16 protein-coding genes are annotated in these 14,818 nt (G+C 70.8%); 4 read left to right on the plus strand and 12 right to left on the minus strand.

Annotated elements, in window-relative coordinates:
• A partial coding sequence (locus NS283_RS13345; RefSeq protein ID WP_153003373.1) for an LPXTG cell wall anchor domain-containing protein occupies positions 1–246 on the plus strand: 246 nt, incomplete at its 5' end.
• Positions 247–357: 111 nt separating this feature from the next.
• On the opposite strand, the gene NS283_RS13350 is transcribed toward NS283_RS13345, so the two are convergent.
• The 6 genes from NS283_RS13350 to rpsF all read right to left on the minus strand — a co-directional run bounded on the left by NS283_RS13350 (position 358) and on the right by rpsF (position 4,040).
• Complete coding sequence (locus NS283_RS13350; RefSeq protein WP_058597354.1) at positions 358–816, minus strand: cupin domain-containing protein; 459 nt, start codon at positions 814–816, stop codon at positions 358–360.
• Entirely contained in the window at positions 813–2,123 is a 1,311-nt protein-coding gene (locus NS283_RS13355; RefSeq protein ID WP_058597355.1) for an amidohydrolase family protein, read from the minus strand. Before NS283_RS13355 ends, NS283_RS13350 begins: the two co-directional genes overlap by 4 nt.
• A 187-nt stretch (positions 2,124–2,310) precedes the next feature.
• Positions 2,311–2,763: a 50S ribosomal protein L9 gene (gene rplI, locus NS283_RS13360; RefSeq protein ID WP_058597356.1), complete on the minus strand. Its 453-nt coding sequence runs from the start codon at positions 2,761–2,763 to the stop codon at positions 2,311–2,313.
• A 10-nt stretch (positions 2,764–2,773) separates the two neighbouring features.
• The gene (gene rpsR / locus NS283_RS13365; RefSeq protein ID WP_013584646.1) at positions 2,774–3,028 is read right to left on the minus strand and encodes a 30S ribosomal protein S18; all 255 of its coding nucleotides are present in this window, start codon (positions 3,026–3,028) and stop codon (positions 2,774–2,776) included.
• 104 nt (positions 3,029–3,132) lie between these two features.
• Positions 3,133–3,642, minus strand: a complete 510-nt coding sequence (locus NS283_RS13370) for a single-stranded DNA-binding protein (protein ID WP_058597357.1) — start codon at positions 3,640–3,642, stop codon at positions 3,133–3,135.
• Positions 3,643–3,647: 5 nt separating this feature from the next.
• Complete coding sequence (rpsF, locus tag NS283_RS13375; protein WP_013584644.1) at positions 3,648–4,040, minus strand: 30S ribosomal protein S6; 393 nt, start codon at positions 4,038–4,040, stop codon at positions 3,648–3,650.
• Between the two features lie 162 nt (positions 4,041–4,202).
• Here rpsF and NS283_RS13380 point away from each other — a divergent pair, with 162 nt between their 5' ends.
• A complete protein-coding gene (locus NS283_RS13380) occupies positions 4,203–5,450 on the plus strand; it encodes a hypothetical protein (RefSeq protein WP_241492251.1) in 1,248 nt (415 codons plus the stop codon).
• A gap of 78 nt (positions 5,451–5,528) precedes the next feature.
• Positions 5,529–6,638 (plus strand): hypothetical protein, encoded by a 1,110-nt coding sequence (locus tag NS283_RS13385; protein WP_346338621.1) that lies wholly within the window; start codon positions 5,529–5,531, stop codon positions 6,636–6,638.
• Between the two features lie 140 nt (positions 6,639–6,778).
• Here NS283_RS13385 and NS283_RS13390 read toward each other — a convergent pair whose 3' ends face one another.
• Together NS283_RS13390 and NS283_RS13395 are read right to left on the minus strand one after the other, a co-directional pair.
• Complete coding sequence (locus NS283_RS13390; RefSeq protein ID WP_058597360.1) at positions 6,779–7,528, minus strand: 3-hydroxybutyrate dehydrogenase; 750 nt, start codon at positions 7,526–7,528, stop codon at positions 6,779–6,781.
• Positions 7,525–8,898: an MFS transporter gene (locus NS283_RS13395; protein WP_058597361.1), complete on the minus strand. Its 1,374-nt coding sequence runs from the start codon at positions 8,896–8,898 to the stop codon at positions 7,525–7,527. Before NS283_RS13395 ends, NS283_RS13390 begins: the two co-directional genes overlap by 4 nt.
• A 104-nt stretch (positions 8,899–9,002) precedes the next feature.
• Here NS283_RS13395 and NS283_RS13400 point away from each other — a divergent pair, with 104 nt between their 5' ends.
• A complete protein-coding gene (locus NS283_RS13400; RefSeq protein ID WP_058597362.1) occupies positions 9,003–9,908 on the plus strand; it encodes a LysR family transcriptional regulator in 906 nt (301 codons plus the stop codon).
• A gap of 151 nt (positions 9,909–10,059) precedes the next feature.
• Here NS283_RS13400 and NS283_RS13405 read toward each other — a convergent pair whose 3' ends face one another.
• The 4 genes from NS283_RS13405 to NS283_RS13420 all read right to left on the minus strand — a co-directional run.
• Positions 10,060–11,313 (minus strand): alkylhydroperoxidase domain protein, encoded by a 1,254-nt coding sequence (locus NS283_RS13405; RefSeq protein WP_058597363.1) that lies wholly within the window; start codon positions 11,311–11,313, stop codon positions 10,060–10,062.
• Complete coding sequence (locus NS283_RS13410) at positions 11,310–12,356, minus strand: putative FMN-dependent luciferase-like monooxygenase (protein ID WP_058597364.1); 1,047 nt, start codon at positions 12,354–12,356, stop codon at positions 11,310–11,312. Before NS283_RS13410 ends, NS283_RS13405 begins: the two co-directional genes overlap by 4 nt.
• On the minus strand, positions 12,353–13,993 hold the full coding sequence (locus NS283_RS13415) for a dipeptide ABC transporter ATP-binding protein (RefSeq protein WP_058597365.1): 1,641 nt from the start codon (positions 13,991–13,993) through the stop codon (positions 12,353–12,355). Before NS283_RS13415 ends, NS283_RS13410 begins: the two co-directional genes overlap by 4 nt.
• On the minus strand, positions 13,990–14,818 hold an 829-nt coding region (locus tag NS283_RS13420; protein ID WP_058597366.1), incomplete at its 5' end, for an ABC transporter permease. The genes NS283_RS13415 and NS283_RS13420, both read right to left, overlap by 4 nt.

Consider the following 14,818-nt stretch of genomic DNA (forward strand, 5'->3'; position numbering starts at 1 on the left):
ACCCCCGGAACGCCCGGCACCCCCGGAACGCCGGGAACCCCCGGGGGTCACACCATCACTGGCGGCACCCCCGTCGTCGGCTCGGTCGCTTCGACGAGCTCGGTGACGCCGCTCTCGACGAACGCCGCGAAGACGCTCGCGGTCACCGGGACCGACGGCTCCACGGCCCTCGGACTCGGTATCGCCGGCCTGCTCGCGCTGCTGATGGGAGGCGTGCTGCTGCGCCGCCGCCGCTCGCTCTCGTGAATCGCTGAGGGCACTGACCCTCGGCGGAAGACACCGGATGCCGACGCGCTGTCGCGGCATCCGGTGTCGTGGCGCGCTCGGAACCCGGTGTCGTGCAGCGCGCCGACGTTGTCAGTCGGCCAAGCGCCAATCGTCGAAGCTGAACCCCGGCGACACGAGGCAGCTCACCACGACCTCGGTGTGGCCCGAGGGCCGTGCCGCCTGCCACACCCCCGCCGGAACGGTGTGCTGCAGCACGTGACCGGCGGCGAGGTCGGGGCCCAGCGTGATCGTCTGCGCCTCGGCCGGCTCGGTGCCCGATCCCCCGAGCGACAGTTCGAGCGCACCGGGTCCGTGCCACAGCCACACCTCGTCGCTCGTGACGACGTGCCACGCGCTGCGCTCATCGGGCTGCAATAGGTAGTGGATGCAGGTCGCCGCGGGTCGCTCACCCGCGGGGGTGTCGACGGCGTACGACCCCGTCCACATGCGACGGAACCACCCGCCCTCCGGGTGCGGCTCGAGGTCGAGCAATCGCGCGGTCTGCGGGCGGTCGTCCCCCGCGCCGGCGGTCTCATCACGGTCGGTCATGCGCGCACTCCTGTCTCGCGGATGAAGGCGGGCGAGGTGAAACGCGCCTCGCCGTCGATGAATGTCGCGGCCGCGGTCGCAGACCCGGCCACAACGAGGTGTTCGATCGTGGCATCCACCTCCGACACCGGGATGTCGAAGAACGCCAGGTCCGCCACCGCCCCCACCGCGAGGTAGCCCGTGCGCGTGGGACCGGTGTCGAGGCCCATCGCGTGCGCCCCGCCCAGAGTCGCCGCGCGCAGCAGCAGCTCCGACAGGTCGCGACCGGTGTAGCCCTGCGCCCGCGCGAGCCGGTGCAGCGCGGCGACATCGGCGAGCAGATCGAGCGACGGGGACGACGACAGCGAGTCCGTGCCGACCGCCAGCGCGTTGCCCTCGACGAGGTACGCGGCCACCGGCGGCTCGTCGAGTCCTATGACGGCATTGGACCGCGGGCAGAGCGCCACGGTGGTCCCCCGCGCGCGGAGCGTCGCGCGGTCGCGGGCGGTCATGTAGACGCCGTGCGCGATGTGGCAATCGGGTCCGAGCACACCGAGCTCGTCGACGAACTCCGTCGCCCCGGTGCCGAATCCCTGCTCGCGCAGCGCCTGGAAGCTGGCCGGACGCTGCTCGCGCCACGGGGCCGCCTCGCCGTGCTCCCGTTCGAACGCGGCCTCGCCGAGGTGAATGTGGAGGCGACTCCCCCGCTCGCGCACGATGTCCGGGATCTCCAGCAGCGGCTCGACGTCGAGCGAATACGGCGCGTGCGGCGAGAGACCGGTCCCGGGCGGCGAGGGCAGCGCGTCGAGGCGCGCTTCGACCTCCGCGCGGCCTCGTTCGGCCCACGCGTCGTTGGTCCAGCTCATCACCTCCCAGTAGGTGATCCCGTGCAGACGAGCGTCGTGCAGCGCCGAGGCGGCCTCGACGTCGGTGACGACATCGGCGACGGCGGTGGTGCCGGCGGCGATCATCGCGTTCGCTCCGGCTCTGGCATCCGCTCCCCAGTCGTGGGGAGTCTCGTACACGACCTGGAACGCGCGCGCCCAGTCGTCGAAGCCGCCGTACGTGCCGCGGCCCACCTCGGCCATGCCGGTGTACTGCAGATGCGCGTGCGCGTTGACGAGCCCGGGAGTGAGGACACCCGACCAGTGCACCTCGTCGAAAGGGATCCCGCGGGTGCGCAGCTCGTGCACGACCCACTCGCGCTCCCCCACGTGCCGGATGCGCCCCGCCGCCACGGCGATCGCCCCACCTCGGATGGGCGGGGCGGTGATCGGCAGAACGAGGGATGCCGAGTACACGACGACTCGACCGGCACGCTCTTGCACGGCGTCAGCCTAGGGTCGCGGTGTGACGGGCGTGTGTCGCGAGGCTCGCTCCCACGGTTGGGGCGCACTCCTCCCCTTGGGGCGCGGAACACCCCGCCCCGAACCGCAGACCACGCCCCAAACCCCGGGTACGCGAAAAGGCCCCGCCCTGCCGAAGCAGGAGCGGGGCCGAATCGTGCGTCGCGAATTACTTCGCGGCGACCACCTGGAGGGTGATCACGGCGGTGACGTCGTCACGCAGGCGAACGGTCGCCTCGTGCTCGCCGACCGACTTGATCGCCGAGGTGATCTGGATCTTGCGCTTGTCGAGCTCGCCGAGCCCTGCGGCCTTGACGGCGTCGGCGACGTCGCCCGGCTTGACCGAACCGAACAGGCGACCCTCGTTGCCGGCCTTGACCGACAGCTTGACCGTGTTCGACTCGAGCGTGTTCTTCAGGGCCACGGCGTCTTCGTGCGCGTGGATCGCGCGGGCCTCGCGAGCGGCGCGGATCGACGCGACCTGCTTCTCGCCACCGCGGCTCCAAGCCACGGCGAAGCCCTGCGGGATGAGGTAGTTGCGGGCGTACCCGTTCTTGACCTCGACAACGTCACCGGCGCTACCGAGCCCGGTGACCTCATTCGTGAGAATCAGCTTTGCCATCGGGTGCTCCTTAGCGGCCGGCGCCGGCGTAGGGCAGGAGAGCCATCTCGCGCGCGTTCTTGATGGCGCGGGCGATCAGGCGCTGCTCCTGCACGGAGACACCGGTGATACGACGGGCGCGGATCTTCCCGCGCTCCGAGATGAACTTGCGGAGGGTTGCGACGTCCTTGTAGTCGATGACGCCGACGCGGATCGCCTTCGCGGGGGCTGCGTTCTTCGCGCCCTTCCGCGGCTTGCGGCGGTCGCCAGTGGCCTTTCCAGCCATGCTTCCTTCTTTCGTGTGGTTCGGATGCCGAGCCGGTCACGCGGACCGGGGTGTGGCATCCGGAATTTCAGGGGGTCGTCGTGCTCGCGAGAGCGCGGCGAAGATCAGAACGGGGTGTCGTCTCCGTAGGAACCAGGAGTGCTCCACGCGTCGGCGCCGCTGTTGCCGCTGTTCGAGCCGGGGGTCGACCACGGCTCGTCGTTGGACTGCTGCACCTGCGGGCGCTGACCGCCGCCACCGCCGCCGCCGGAAGCGGCACGGGTGACCTGCGCGGTCGCGTAGCGGAGCGAGGGGCCGATCTCATCGACTTCGAGTTCGATGGAGGTGCGGTTGTTGCCCTCGCGGTCCTGGTACGAACGCTGCTTGAGGCGACCGGTCGCGATGACACGGCTGCCCTTCGTCAGCGAACCGGCGACGTGCTCGGCGAATTCGCGCCACACCGAGGCACGCAGGAACAGCGCCTCGCCGTCTTTCCACTCGTTCGCCTGACGGTCGAACGTGCGGGGAGTCGACGCGATGGTGAAGTTCGCGACCGGAAGACCGTTCTGCGTGTAGCGCAGCTCGGGGTCGGCCGTGAGGTTGCCCACAACGGTGATGACGGTTTCGCCGGCCATCGTCGTTACTTCGCAGCCTTCTCGGCGGACTCGACCTTGCGGGGAGCGGCGGCCTTGCGGGCGGCCTTCTCTTCGGAACGCTTGGCTTCGGCGGCGACCTGAGCGATCGCTTCTTCGGCACGGAGGACCTTGGTGCGCATGATCTGCTCGTTCAGCTTGAGCTGACGATCGAGCTCGTTCGTGGCCTCGCTGGTCGCGACGAAGTTGACGACGGCGTAGATGCCCTCGTTCTTCTTGCGGATCTCGTAGGCGAGACGACGGCGGCCCCAGATGTCGACCTTGTCGATGGTTCCTCCATCGGCCGTGATGACCTTGAGGAATCCGTCGAGCTTCGGAGCGACCTGGCGCTCGTCGACCTCGGGATCGAAGATGACCATGAGTTCGTACTGGTGCGTCACTAACCCACCTCCTTCGGACTAGAACGGCTGACGGGCATTTCCCGGCAGCAGGAGGGTGTGTTGCACGTCGTCGTGGGCTTATACGCGCATGGACGTCGCCAGACAACCTTCATAGTCTAACGGATGCCACCTCGCTCGGCGGAATCGTCCTGGGTAACGTGGATGCGAGTCACGACCGTGGGGGGACGGATGCCGGGAATTCGACCGTTCGACGCACGCGCTCTGGTGGAACCCGTCGACACCGCCGCGGCGAAGGCTTTCACGACCCGGCTGCGCCGAGAGGGTCGCATCAACGAGGGCGGCAAGGTCGCCGCGATCGTCGTCTACATCGTGATGCTCGTCTTCATCGGCGGATTCGCGCTCGTCGGGCTGTTCTTCCTCATCGTCTTCGCGTCGGTGCTCAAAGAGGGTGCGATCTTCATCGGCATCCTGTTCGGTCTTCCGGTGCTGCTGTGCGTCGGGGTGATCGTCGGGGCGTTCTTCTTCGGGCTGCGCGGCGACCGCATCGCGCAGGAGCGCCGCTGGCGGCTCGCGCGCTTCGCGCAGGCCGTGAGCATGGAGTACGTGCCGTCGATCAGCGAGCCCCCGCTGCCGGGCTCGATCTTCTCGCGCGGGAGCGGGCGGACCGCCGTCGACGTGCTGCGCGGACGGGAGCCGCGGTTCGTCGAGGTCGGCAACTACCGATACACGGTGAGCAACGGGAAGAACCAGACGACCGTGCGGTGGGGGTACATCGCGATCAAGCTCAACGTGCCCCTCCCCCACATCGTCCTGGACGCTTCGGGCAACACCATCTCACTCGGCACGTTCGGCCGCGACCAGCACCTCAGCCTCGAGGGCGACTTCGACCGGTACTTCCGGCTGTACTGCCCGCAGGGGTACGAGCGCGACGCGCTGTATCTCTTCACCCCCGACGTGATGGCGCGTTTCATCGACAACGCGGCCGTGTTCGATGTCGAGATCGTCGACGACTGGCTGTTCCTGTACTCGTCGGACGACATGTCGACCCTCGACCCCGGGCGCTGGGCCTGGACGTTCTCTCTCCTGTCAGCCCTGCTCGACAAGCTCGCGCAGTGGGAGCGCTGGCGCGACGACCGGCTGCTGCCGGCCGCCGATCCAGGCGTGCCGTGGGGGCCGGGGGCGAGCGCTATGCCGGGCGCGGGCGCTGCGGCGGGCCCGGGCGCGCCGGGTCTCGCGGCCCCGAGCGGAGGGATGCCGGGAGGCGTGGCATCCGCTCCCATCCCCGTCGCGCCGCTGCCACTGTCGGCGCCGCCCGGCGTCGCTCCCCCGGGTCAGCGCCTGCGCCGGGGCGTTCCCTGGTTGGCGCTCGGGATCATCGGTGGCGTGCTGGCGCTGGGTTTCGTCCTGATCGGCGCGTTCCTGCTCCTCCCCGTCCTGTTCCTGCCCTGACGGGCGGTACGGCGCCGGGTGAGCACGGCTCGGTAACGTGGGCCGCGCACGACGAGACCCTCTGAGGAAGGTGTGCCCGTGGCATCCGGAACTCCCCCGTTCGACCCGACGCCCCTGACCGCGCCCGTCGACCGCGCCGAGGTGCGCGCGTTCACGGCCCAGCTTCGGCGGAGCGGAGCGTTGCGGACGAGGTGGCTCTCGGGTGCCGTCCTGGCGATCATCGGCGGGGCCATCGTGCTCTTCACGGTCCCGACGCTGCTCGCCCTGGTATCGACGATCGCGTCCGGCACGAACACGATCAGTCCGGTCTCGATCTTCTTCGTGCTGTTCCTCGTCGCGGTCATCGCGCTGATCGTCGTGGCGATCGTGCGCGCGTTCCACGGACGCGCCGAGCGGCGATTCCGGCTGGACCGCTTCGCCCGCGCGAACGGGCTCGAATGGCGCGGAGACGTCGACGACCCGCCCCTGCCCGGCATGATCTTCGACCAGGGCCACTCGCGCGAGGCGAGCGACGTCGTGAGCGGATATCGTCCGCGGTTCATCGAGGTGGCGAACTACGCGTACAAGACCGGCTCCGGCAAGAGCGAGACGACGCACAAGTGGGCCTACGTCGCGATCCGACTCGACACCCCGCTCCCCCACATCGTCCTGGATGCCGTGGGCAACAACGGTCTGTTCGGGGGCTCGAATCTGCCCATCACGTTCACGCGCGGCCAGCGCCTCGGGCTCGAGGGCGACTTCGACAAGCACTTCGCGCTCTACTGCCCCGAGGGATACGAGCGCGACGCGCTCTACCTCTTCACCCCCGACGTCATGGCGCGCTTCGTCGACAACGCGGCCGCCCTCGACGTCGAGATCGTCGACGACTGGCTGTTCCTCTACGCGCGGCGCGACCTCTCGACCCTCGACCCGCGGACGTGGGAGTGGCTCTTCACGACCGTCCAGGCCATCGAGGAGAAGGTCGCGCAGTGGGCACGGTGGCGCGACGAGCGGCTGCAGGCATCCGCGGCGGCGGCGCGCCCTGGGGCGGTCGGGACCGCCATGCCCCTGCTCACTCCCCCGCCGGCGGGCGTCGCTCCGCAGGGGCGGCGCCTCAAGCGCGGCGTCTCGTGGCTGACGGTCGCGATCGGTGTGATCGTCGTCGGGTACTGGATCGTGAGCATCGTCTCGGACGTGTTCCTCCGCTGACCCACGTCGCCCCCGCGCACCGACCGCGCTCGCGCCTCCCGTTGAGTGTCCAAGACACGCCGTAATGCGCCCGGGAGTTACGGCGTGTTCTGGACACTCAACACGGGGCCGCGGGCGGCGCAGGGGCGCGGCGCGCGCGGTCAGTGGGCGGACCAGCCGCCGTCCATCGTGTAGCTCGCGCCCGTGACCATCCCGGCGTCGGGACCCGCGAGCCAGAGAGCGAGGGATGCCACCTCGTCGGGCTCCACGAGTCGCTTGATCGCGGCATCCTGAAGCAGCACCTTCTCCAAAACCTCGCTCTCCGGGATGCCGTGGGCTTTCGCTTGATCAGCCAGCTGTTTCTCAACGAGCGGCGATCGCACGTACCCCGGATCGATGCACACGCTCGTGACCCCGTGGGGGCCACCCTCGAGCGCCGTGGTCTTGGACAGGCCCTCGAGGCCGTGCTTTGCCGTGACGTACGCCGACTTATATGCCGATGCGCGTATGCCGTGCACGCTCGACATGTTGAGCACGCGCCCGAATCCGCGCTCGTACATCCCCGGCAGAGCCGCACGGATGAGGAGGAAGGGGGCCTCGAGCATCAGCCGCAGCATGAACGCGAACCGCTCGGGGTCGAACTGCTCGATCGGGCTGACGTGCTGGATGCCGGCGTTGTTGACGAGGATGTCGACGTCCAGGCTCAGCTCACGGAGCGCGACCGTGTCGGAGAGGTCGACCCCCCATGCACGACCGCCGATCTCCCCCGCCACGCGCTCGGCGGCTTCGCGGTTGACGTCGGCCACGGTCACCTGGGCTCCGGCATCCGCGAATCTCCGCGCGACCGCCTCGCCGATGCCGCTCGCTCCCCCGGTCACGAGCGCGCGGCGTCCGGTCAGGTCGATGCTCATGCGGTCTCCTTGCTCGCCGGGCGGTCCGAACGCGCCGCGTCGGCCGCGTCGATGGCGTGCAGCGAGATGCCGCGCGTTTCCTTCAACGACAGCACGGTCAGGGCGGTGATGACGCACGCCACGACGATGTACATCGCGATCGGCAGCCACGAGCCGAAGTCACGAAGCCACTGCGTCGCGAGGATCGGCGCGAGCGAACCGGCGAGGATCGCGGTGACCTGGGCGCCGAGCGAGACGCCCGAGTACCGCATGCGCGTCGGGAAGAGCTCGGCCATGACCGCGGGCTGCGGCGCGTACATGCCGGCGTGGAACACGAGGCCGACCGCCACGGCGGCGACGATGAGCACGGGGTTGAGCGTGTCGAACATCGGGAAGGCGAAGAAGGCCCAGGTCGCGCTGAGAATCGCACCGGCGAGGTAGACCGGACGACGCCCGACGCGGTCAGCGAGGCGGCCGAGGGGCGGGATCACGGCGAAGTGGATCACGTGGGCGATGAGCAGCGCGAGCAGGAGCTGGCTCGTGTCGTAGGAATGCACGACCTTCAGGTAGACGATCGAGAAGCTCACGACGATGTAGTAGACGATGTTCTCCGCGAAGCGGACCCCCATCGCCTGCGCGACACCCTTCGGGTAGCGGCGAAGAACCTCGACGACACCGAACGACGTCGCCTTCTCCTTCTCGACCTGCGCCTTCGCCTCGAGGAAGATCGGCGCCTCTTCGACGTGCGTGCGGATGTAGAAGCCGACCAGCACGATCACCGCCGACAGCCAGAACGCGATACGCCAGCCCCAGTCGAGGAAGGCCGCGGGGCTCAGCACGAACGACGTGACCAGCAGCACCATCGTCGCGAGCAGGTTGCCGACGGGCACCGCCGCCTGCGGCCAGCTCGACCAGAAGGCGCGCTGCTTGTCCGGGCTCTGCTCCGCCACGAGGAGGACGGCGCCGCCCCACTCTCCGCCGACGGCGAAGCCCTGGATGAAGCGGAGGGCCACGAGCATCGCGGGGGCCCAGTATCCGACGCTCGCGAAGCCGGGGAGGCATCCCATCAGGAAGGTCGCCGCGCCGACGATGACGATCGTCGCCTGCAGCGTGGGCTTGCGACCGAAGCGGTCACCGATCTGCCCGAACACGATGCCGCCGAGCGGACGGGCGACGAAGCCGACCGCGTAGGTGACGAACGCCGCGATGATCCCGTCGAGCGGCGAGCCCGACGACGGGAAGAAGAAGGTGCCGAAGACGAGGCTCGCGGCGGTGGCGTAGAGGAAGAACTCGTACCACTCCACGACCGTGCCGGCCATGGACGCGGCGACGACGCGCCGGATGGGGGTGGTGGGGGCTGCGCCGCGGCGGCTGGTGATGGGGGATTCCATGCTGCTCCTTCGGTGTCGACGGTGACATCCGCGGTTCAGTCTGCGGCGCGGGATTGTGAGCGGCAATGCCCAGTCCCGCGTCCCCGCTGTGCAGAATTGCACACATGGATGCCAGTTCCGTGCGCGCCGACGACCTCTTGATGCTGCTCGCAGTCGCGCGCACCGGGCGCTATACCGCCGCGGCACAGCTGCGAGGCGTCGACCACACGACCGTTGCGCGCCGAATCTCCGCGCTCGAGGACGCCCTGGGCGGCCGCGTCGTGTCGGCGTCCGGCCGCGGCTGGGAGCTGACGACCCTCGGGCAGCACGCCGTCGAGACCGCGGGCCGCATCGAGGCGGCGATGTCGCACCTCGCTGGCGGGGGAGTCGAGCCCGACCCCGTGTCGGGTGTGGTGCGCATGTCGGCGACCGATGGGTTCAGCGCCTACATCGCGGCTCCCGCGGTCTCGGCGCTGCGTCAGCGGCATCCGGATCTCTCCGTCGAGATCGTCACGGCCCAGAGACGGGCGGCCCTGCACCCGGGGCTCGACATCGAAGTGGTCGTGGGCGAACCGCAGTCGTCGCGGGGGCACGCGATCGAGCTGGGGCGGTACACACTCGGTCTCTACGCGTCTTCCGCGTACCTCGCCCGGGCGGGGCGCCCCGCTCGCGTGGAAGACCTCGAGCGGCACCGGCTCGTGTACTTCGTCGACTCGATGCTGCAGGTCGAAGCCCTCGACCTGCCGCGCCGGGTCGTGCCGCACATGCGCGACGGCGTGAGCTCGACGAACGTCCTGGTGCAGGTCGAAGCGACGCGCGCAGGTGCCGGGATCGGCATGCTGCCGTGCTTCACGGCCGACCGGCACGACGATCTCGAACGTCTGCTCCCGGAAGAGGTCAGCGAGAGCCTGCCGTACTGGATGATCGTGCGCGCGGACTCGCTGCGGATCCCCGCCGTGGTCGCCCTGTCCGACGCGCTCCGCGAGGAGACGGCGAGGGCCGCGTCGATGCTCGCCGGGCTCGAACGCTGAGCCGGGTGGGAGCCCCGCGCCCCGCTGAGCGCCCCGCGACCGCCGAGTGTCCAAGACACGCCGTTATGCGCGGGGCAGTTGCGGCGTGTCTTGGACAGTCGATGCGGGGCGGCGCGGGGCCCGGGCGCGGGGCGCGGGCCCGGCCCGCGGGTCAGCGCCGCGCGGGGACCTCGGGCTCGCCCAGCGAGAGCATCAGGCGGTTCGCCCAGCTGAAGAACGCGGCGCCGTTGACGGCGTCGACGATCGCGGCGTCGTCCAGCCCGGCGTCACGCAGGCGGGCGACGTGCGTCTCGGTCAGCGCCGGGGGAGTCGCGGCGAGAGCAGCGGATGCCGCGGCCACCGCGTTCCACTGCTCGTCGCCGAGTTCCGCGGCGACGCCCTCGTCGAGCAGGCGCTGCACGTCGTCACGGCGCCCCGACTCGCGCGTCGCGAAGGCCGCGTGCACGGAGGCGCAGAACACGCAGCCGTTGAGCCGCGATGCGGTCGCGGCGGAGAGCTCACGAGCGGCGCGGGGGAGGCCGCCGTCGGTGTTCGTGAAGATGTCGAGGTCGGTGAGCGTACGGGCTTCGAGCGCCGCGGGGTCGCGGGCGAGCAGTCGGAAGTACGGCATCGCCGCCCGGGCCGGCTCGATCAGGGCCTCGAGCTGCTCGGGCGTCAGCTCTTCGCGCTCGACCGGGGCGAGCCACGGCACCCAGCCGAGCCCGTCCTGCGTGAAGACCTCCGGACGATGGATGCCATCGTGCTCGGTCACCAGGTCGGTCTCGGCGGGAGTCGTGTGGGGCTGCCCGGCGGCGACCACCTCGGGCGCGGCCCATGCGCGGGTCGCGCTCCCCGACACGACACGCAGCCCCGCCGCCGCACGGAGCTGGAACGCGAGGAACGACACGAGCTGCGAGAGCGAGACGATCTGGTCGGCGTCCCACCCCGCGGCGACGAGTCGGCGCAGCGCGTCGGCCGAGCTCTCTCGCGGCCGGAACACCAGGAGGTGCGTGTGCTCGAGGGCCGCGGTGAGCCGCTCGCCGAGGACGGGGACGACAGCATCCGGAACACCGTATGCCTCGACGGGAATGCTCTCGTCGGACAGCCCCGGCTCGCGGTAGACCCCCACAGGGCCGGTACCGAGCCCCGCCGATGCGGCCCGGAGCACGGTCGCGAGAAGGTCCGAGTCCTCGTCGGCGAGCAGGTCGCCATAGAACCGCACCGCCGCGTCGTCACCGTGCACAGCGGCGACGAAGGTCGCGACCGCGTACCGCTCGGCCAGGGTGAAGCCTCGGTCGTCCGTCGGCTCCAGCAGCGCGGCGAAGCTCCGCTGGGCGTTCTCGCGCGCCTGCGAGCGGCGGTGGCGCACGGCATCCAGGGGCCCTTCGGCGGAGAGGCCCGCGAGAAGGTCGATCACGTCGGTCATGCGAGTGCTCCTGTGGTCTGTGCGGTGAGGTTCCGCAGTTCGTCGGCGGCCTCGGCACCCGTGCGCAGGCCCAGTCGCGGCGCGACCTCTGTCGCGAGCAGTTCGATCGACCGCAGGGTGATCTCGTGCGCGGGATCGACGGAGTGCACTTGGAACGCGACGTCGGTCGCGCGTCCGAGGGTGAGGTCGGCCTCGAGAGAGGCGACGACCTCGTCGACCGTGCCGAGGTGCGTGTCGGTGAGCCGCGCGATGTTGCGCAGGTCGCCCGCGCCGTCCTGTTTGAGGAAGGTGCGCGCGAGGCGGCGGAGCCCCGGGTCGGCGGCCTGCCACGCAGCATCGAGATCGGCGGGGTCGACCACGACGGCCGTGCGCGATGCCAGGATGCGGGGCTCGACACCCGACGGCAGGGCCTCGAGGTAGGCCTCGACGATCGGCAGCTGCACGTCGTGCAGCGTCTGACCGGGCTCTTTCGGCTGGGTGCGCGAGAGCAGCAGCCCGTCGCCGTCGAGCCCCGCGCGCCGACCTCCCTCGACAGAGAACGTCGCCTGCCACAGCCGGACGGCAAGGTCGGGAGCCGGGGGATTGAGCACCGAGGACGTGCCCCGGATGCCACGCCCGCCGAACGCGTCGCGCAGCACCTCGACGTGCGCGGCCTGGATCGCGCGGCGCTCGTCGGACGAGCGCTGGAACGCCGCGAACGACGACGGCGTCCCCCCGGTGCCGATGCCGAGTTGCACGCGCCCTCCGCTCAGCGCGTTGACCACCGCGGCGTCTTCGGCGACACGGATCGGGTCGTCTATGGGGAGGGTCACGATGCCGGTGCCGAGCGCGATGCGCTCCGTCTGCACGGCGGCGGCCGACAGGAACGGGAAGGGCGACGGCAGACCGCCCTCGTCGCGGTCGAAGTGGTGCTGCGCCACCCACAGTGAGGCGAACCCGTGCTGCTCGGCGGCGCGGACCTGCGCGAGCGCCCGGTGGTATCGCTCGCCGTCGGTTCCGGCATCCAGAAGTCGTGTGAAGAATCCGAGTCTCGCGCCGCTCATCGCGTCGCCTCCGTTCCCGCCTCGTGGGCCGTCTCATCGTTGTATGCCGTTCCCGGAATGGCCGCGAGCAGCTGCCGGGTGTCCTCGCTGCGCGGCTGTTCGAACACGCGCGCGACCGGTCCCGTCTCGACCTGTCGTCCGCGCCGCAGCACCGACACGGTATCCGCGATCTGGCGCACCACGGCGAGATCGTGCGAGATGAACAGGTAGGTCAGACCCAGATCCTCCTGCAGCCGGGCGAGGAGCCGCAGGATCTGCGCCTGCACCGTCACGTCGAGCGCCGACACGGCCTCGTCCAGCACGACGACCCGCGGGTCGAGCACGAGCGCCCGCGCGATCGCGACGCGCTGACGCTGGCCGCCCGACAGCTCCGCCGGGTAGCGCGACGCAAGGGCGGGGTCGAGGGCCACCTGTTCGAGCTGATGCCGCACGCGTTCCGAGCGAGCGGCCGCGCTCCCGAGACCGAAGTTGCGCAGCGGCTCCTCGATGGCGCGCCCCACGCGTTGACGCGGATCGAGGGATGCCAGGGGGTTCTGGTACACGAGTTGCACGACACGGCGATAGTCGCGGAGCCCGCGACCGGACAGGGCCGTGACATCGATCCCGTCGACGCGCACGGTCCCCGCGGTCGGGCGCTGGAACCCCGCGACCGCGCGACCCGTGGTCGTCTTGCCCGATCCCGACTCCCCGACGAGCGCGTGGGTGGTCCCGGCCGTGACGGTGAACGACACGTCTTCGACCGCGACGAACGGCTCGGCCCCGCGGCGCGCGTACTCCCGACGCAGACCCTGCACCTCGATGAGGGGCCGGGCGGTCTCGGCATCCGGAATCCGCCGCTCCACGACACTCGACAGCGAGGGGGCGTCGGCGAGCAGGGTCCGCGTGTACTCCGCGGTGGGGTGCGCGAGCACCTCGGACGCGCGACCGGTCTCCTGCACGGTCCCGCCGCGCAGGACGACGACCTCATCGGCGCGGTCGGCGGCGACCGCGAGGTCGTGCGTGATGAGCAGCACGCCCGTGCCGCTCTCTCGGCGGAGGCTGTCGATGAGGTCGAGCACGGTCTTCTGGACCGTGACATCGAGGGCGCTCGTCGGCTCGTCGGCGACGATGAGGTCGGGTTCGAGGGCGATCGCCGACGCGATGAGCACGCGCTGCTTCATACCGCCCGACAGCTCGTGCGGGAACTGACGGGCGCGCGTCGCGGGATCGTCGATGCCGACGCGCTCGAGCAGCTCGAGGACGCGGCGCCGGATCTTCGCGTGGTCGCGGTCGCCGTGCACGCGGAACGTCTCGGCGATGCTCGCGCCGACCGTCCGCACCGGGTTGAGCGACCCCGTCGGGTCTTGCGGCACGAGCCCGATGCGCGCTCCGCGCAGGGCCCGCAGGCGTCGCTCGGACAGTCCGAGCAGCTCGAGCTCACCGAGACGGATGCTTCCGGATGCCACCCGCGCGGCGTTCGGCAGAAGCCCCAGAACGGCCTGGCCGAGGGTCGACTTGCCCGACCCCGACTCCCCGACCAGGGCCGTGACGCTCCCCGGCGCGACGGCGAGTGAGACGTCGTCGACGGCCGTGTGGCGTCCGCGGTCGGTGACGTAGTCGACGGTGAGTCCGCGGATGTCGAGCAGGGAGCCGGTCATGAAGATCCTCCTCGGCGGATGGCGCCGCTCAGCCGATTGGCCGAGAGCACGACGAGAGCGATCACGATGCCGGGCAGCGTCGTGAGCCACCACGCCGTGGCGATGTAGTTGCGACCCTCCGCCACGAGCAGGCCCCACTCGGGCGTCGGCGGCGGAGCCCCGTACCCGAGGAAGCCGAGCGTCGCGATCTGCAGCACGGCGGATCCGAACTGCAGGGCGGCGAGCGCGAGCACCGCGGTGAGCGAGTTGGGCAGGATGTGCCGCCACAGCACGGTCCAGAACGTGCCGCCGCTGCCGTAAGCGGCCTCGACGAAATCGCTCACCCGGACGCTGACGACCTGCGAGCGCGCGAGGCGCGCGAACGCCGCGATCGAGGTGACGCCCACGGCGAGCGCCGCGTTCGCCGTGCCGAACCCGAGCAGGATGATGATGCTGAGCGACAGCAGGAGTCCCGGGATCGCGAGCAGCACGTCGACGCCGCGCATGAGGACGTCGTCCACGGGCCCCGGACGCGAGCCCGCGACGACGCCGACCGCCGTGCCGGCGACGAAACCGACACCCACCGCGATCACGGCGCCGAGCAGCGACTGCGATGCCCCGTGGACGACACGCGTGTAGAGGTCTCGGCCCGTGGCATCCGTTCCGAACCAGTGTTCCGGGCTCGGCGGCTGCAGGGCCTGCATGCCGATCCCGGCGGTCGGGTCGCCCGGGGCGAACAGCCACGGCACGAGCGCCCAGGCGATCGCGATCGCGAGCACCAGGAGCGAGAACAGGATGCCGAGGGCCGGGCGGCGGCGCCCGCGTCCGCCGCGCCCGGGCGCGGCG

The sequence above is a fragment of the Microbacterium testaceum genome (assembly GCF_001476285.1).
Lineage (GTDB): Bacteria > Actinomycetota > Actinomycetes > Actinomycetales > Microbacteriaceae > Microbacterium > Microbacterium testaceum_B.